The following is a 3587-nucleotide window of genomic DNA, read 5'->3' on the forward strand; positions in this document are numbered from 1 at the left end:
GGGATGGGGCGCATAGACGTTCGGCGATGGATCGGAGCCGGGTGCTCGACATCGGTCGAAGGAAACTTCCGATGCGTCTTCCCGTCCTGCTCCTGTCCGCCGTGTTCGCATTGGCGATGACAGAGGTCGGCTTCGCCCAGTCCACCCTTCCGAACGATGCCGTGAACAGCGCGAATGACCCCGGCACCGTGAGGGACGACGCGCCTTTCAAGGGCAAGCTGATGCCAAACCACGCCTACATCAATCCGAACGATCAATGTGAGAAATATTAGATTCTTACTAAGTATGATTTAATATCAGGTCGTATCAGAATAGTCTTGGGACGTAACACTTTGCCGCTGGCAATGCGATGGAATCCATACCTCTTGATAGTGAGAATGATGATGGAAAACACTGATAAGAGAATCGAAGACATTGGGCCAATGCCGCAGTCGTTCGATATCGAGCGCGCAACTAAGGCAAATACCTATTACCGGTCCGTTGCTTGGAGTGGAAAGTACTTACAGGTGACGCTGATGTCGATCCCTATTGGCGGCGACATCGGCCTTGAAGCGCATCCGAACACCGATCAGTTTTTGCGCCTTGATGCAGGCAGCGGTCTGGTTCAAATGGGCGCCACTAAGGATCAGTTAATTTTTGAAAAAGAGGTTTCGGATGGCTGGTGCGTACTCGTTCCGGCGGGAACATGGCACAATATAACCAATATCGGCACGGGGCCAATGCAGGTCTATGCTGTATACGCGCCTGCCCATCACGCACCCGATAAGGTGCAAGCTACAGCCGCCGTAGCCAAGGCTGACCGCGCTGACCAGCCAGCAGACTGGTCTGTTCAGCCAAAACACGCGCCAGACAAACACGGAGAATAAATCGATGCGCAAGCAACGCATCGACATGACAGGCCTGCGCTTTGCACGGCTCGTCGGCGGGAATTTTTCATACAGGGACCGACATGGACACTGCCATTGGCTGTTCATCTGCGACTGCGGCACCGTTATCGTCGCGCATGGCGGGAACGTCCGAGCGGGCAGCACGACAAGCTGCGGCTGTCGACACCGCGAGATCAGTGCTGCGCGCCTCCGTATTCACGGCGAGCGAGCTGGCAAGCGCCATGAGCCAACGTATCGGGCGTGGCAGACGATGAAAAGCGTGTGCACGAATCCAAATATGACCGCCTATTCACAATACGGTCGGTTAGGGATTAATGTTTCAATCCCTTGGCGCAATAATTATACATTATTTCTGGAACAGATGGGCACGCGTCCTCTCAATACAAAATTACAGCGTAATGATAATCAACGCGATTTTGGTCCGACTAACTGTCACTGGGCACTGCGGCCGACGCGATCTGAGCGTGCAGCGCTATCATGGATTCATCGACGTGATAGAATAATCGCTCCTCAAATAAATTGCCTTATAACAACTCTTGCTGATTAGAGATTACACATCCATCAGCACGTTCCGATGGACGTAATGAGGCATGACTGGGCGATGAGCTTCGTCCAGGCGTCGTCGCAGTGGTCGAGGATATCGGCGTAGGATCGGAAGATCCGGTTGCCGAGCCAGTTGTCGCTGAGGAACTGCCATAGGGTTGAGTTCGGGCGAGGCGCCAGCAAGGGGGATAGGGGTCATGGTGTCGGGGACGAGCAGCTTCCTGGTGGAGTGCCAGCCGGCCTGGTCGAGCACGAGTACGGCGTGAATAAGCTCGATGCCAACGAGCTGAGGGCCAAGGCAAAGATTGACGGAGTGAGGCCAACCTGAAGATGGTCGAGGGTGTAGTGCTGATCGCAAAGATGGACGGCGATTGGTTGGCTTTGATCGACCAGAAGGGCGGCTGTGCCTTCGTTGAGTAGGCCGACGTGAATCAATTGAATGGCGTCGTGAACGTCAACGACGGACTGTTGATGCCGAAGTAAGTCCCAGCGGCGGAAACCGCCGAGCTTGGCCATTCACCGGAATGATCATGATGAGAGCGAAATTTCGCTGACGCGATAGCTTGAAGAGAGATTAGATGTCGAAGCTTAATAATAAAGATCGCGGCAAATTATTAAACAGTAAATTTGCTCTTCCGGAGGACCGGAAGTATCCGATCGAGGACGCGGCCCACGCACGTAACGCCAAGGCCCGCGCAGCCCAACAGGAACAGGCGGGCAACCTCTCGACTGATGATCGAAAGCGAGTTGATGCAGCAGCCGACATTGCACTCAATACAAAAATTTGATCGAAGTATGACTATAGCATGTTACGATAAATTAATAAAAACTAATTTTAATGTCGGGCGCGCCTTTGTTACATTGTGTTTGATTTGCTGAGACTGATCTATTCAACATCCTCATGCTGGCTGTGGACAGCCGAACGCTCGCTGCCCCGCTCCAACGAAATAGACATGTTAGACCAACATGGGGTCACGCACAGATTCGACTGTGTGCATTCGGAGTTCAGGATTGTTTTCCATCACATGCAGGCCGTCGCCGCCGGTGCGAAGGTCGATGCCGCGAACCGGCTCTTTGTGGACGAACACTGGGCGACGTCGATCCGGGGTCGTTTCGTAGCGGGCGGCCTCGCCTGCAGCCTGAACCAGAACGCTATCGCCGACGGGTAGGCCGCGATAGCCGCGACCGACAATCGACTTGCCAGGGTCTTCCCCTGAACGGCGGACCCAACCGGCAAACTCGATACATCGACTAGCCGCCGGTTTGCGCGCTCATCGCCGCCCAAGCGGATACAAAGCCAGCTAGGGTCCGTAGATCGTCCGATTGCCGAGGGTCACGCGAGATAGTCTCGGCCTCTCGTTGCAAGCGGAGGTCGCATGCTTTCGTAGAAACTCGGCCGTTCGGAATGCACCCGTCATGACGGGCGCAGGCCGCATCAAGAGCATCGACGGGGGTGGCTGGTGCGTTATTGCCGGGGCCACAGTAGTTGCCATGAAATAACATGCTCGGCGCTCGTGCTGTGAAATTGGTCTGGGCATAAGTGGGACTAGAAAAGGCGAAAATTAGGATGGCTGGAACGGACCATTTCTGAAGCATTTGATTAAACCTCGGTTAATCTCGGCACGATGTTCTGTTCGAAAACAACTGGCGGCGAAATAATTCGCCTAAGCTATCGAGATTGCATCCTGAAAGACTATTATAGCGTCGGTTTTTAAGGCAGGCACGCCGACTCTTTGCAGGAACGATGAGCGGCACGATGAGCCGCAACGATCCGGATCGATGCCCCCGATGGGTCCGGCGATCCGTCCGAGTGGAAGACTACGGTCCATGCCGAATGAGTCTTTGATCCAGGACAAAGCATCGGTTCCGGATCACGCTCATAGAAGTTCTCCATTCCCTTGAAGCCTGGGCCGCATCGAGATCCGCAAGGCGGCAGCCAAATAACGAATTCTGGCCTCTCCCAAACCGGCGAGCGGGTGCCTGTGGCTCTGCCTGTGACGGGGCGTGACGGGGTCCATCCGCGCATCGAAGCACCTGACGATCTTGAGACGGCAGCCGCGCACGCCGTGCTCACCAATTCACACTGGAAAACCGGAGACCATCATGTCCAAGGCCATCGGCATCGACCTCGGCACCACCAATTCCTGCGTCTCCGTC

Annotated in this window: 4 protein-coding genes and 1 pseudogene; 4 read left to right on the forward strand and 1 reads right to left on the reverse strand. The window is 54.9% G+C overall.

Going from position 1 to position 3587, the window contains the following annotated elements; genetic code table 11:
* Positions 1–71 precede the first annotated feature (71 nt).
* Positions 72–272 carry a hypothetical protein gene (locus G3T14_RS23450; protein ID WP_163644904.1) on the forward strand — a complete coding sequence of 67 codons (201 nt, stop codon included), beginning with the start codon at positions 72–74 and terminating at the stop codon, positions 270–272.
* A gap of 105 nt (positions 273–377) precedes the next feature.
* Positions 378–866 (forward strand): cupin domain-containing protein, encoded by a 489-nt coding sequence (locus G3T14_RS23455; RefSeq protein ID WP_246733522.1) that lies wholly within the window; start codon positions 378–380, stop codon positions 864–866.
* Between the two features lie 582 nt (positions 867–1448).
* Here the strand turns inward: G3T14_RS23455 and G3T14_RS25270 are convergent.
* Positions 1449–1695, reverse strand: a pseudogene (locus G3T14_RS25270) (IS630 family transposase); the annotation flags it as partial.
* 313 nt (positions 1696–2008) lie between these two features.
* Between G3T14_RS25270 and G3T14_RS23460 the strand changes: the two are divergent.
* Both G3T14_RS23460 and G3T14_RS23465 read left to right on the forward strand, forming a co-directional pair.
* A complete protein-coding gene (locus G3T14_RS23460; protein WP_163644905.1) occupies positions 2009–2218 on the forward strand; it encodes a DUF6582 domain-containing protein in 210 nt (69 codons plus the stop codon).
* Positions 2219–2455: 237 nt separating this feature from the next.
* Positions 2456–2599 (forward strand): hypothetical protein, encoded by a 144-nt coding sequence (locus G3T14_RS23465; RefSeq protein WP_163644906.1) that lies wholly within the window; start codon positions 2456–2458, stop codon positions 2597–2599.
* The last annotated feature ends 988 nt before the right edge of the window (positions 2600–3587 follow it).

The organism is Methylobacterium sp. BTF04 (assembly GCF_010692745.1).
Classification (GTDB): Bacteria; Pseudomonadota; Alphaproteobacteria; order Rhizobiales; family Beijerinckiaceae; genus Methylobacterium.

What these genes read in the sequence shown, in the direction of transcription:
- G3T14_RS23450 (WP_163644904.1), top strand. Translation starts at nt 72, where the DNA reads ATGCGTCTTCCCGTCCTGCTCCTGTCCGCCGTGTTCGCATTGGCGATG.
- G3T14_RS23455 (WP_246733522.1), top strand. Translation starts at nt 378, where the DNA reads ATGATGATGGAAAACACTGATAAGAGAATCGAAGACATTGGGCCAATG.
- G3T14_RS23460 (WP_163644905.1), top strand. Translation starts at nt 2,009, where the DNA reads ATGTCGAAGCTTAATAATAAAGATCGCGGCAAATTATTAAACAGTAAA.
- G3T14_RS23465 (WP_163644906.1), top strand. Translation starts at nt 2,456, where the DNA reads ATGCAGGCCGTCGCCGCCGGTGCGAAGGTCGATGCCGCGAACCGGCTC.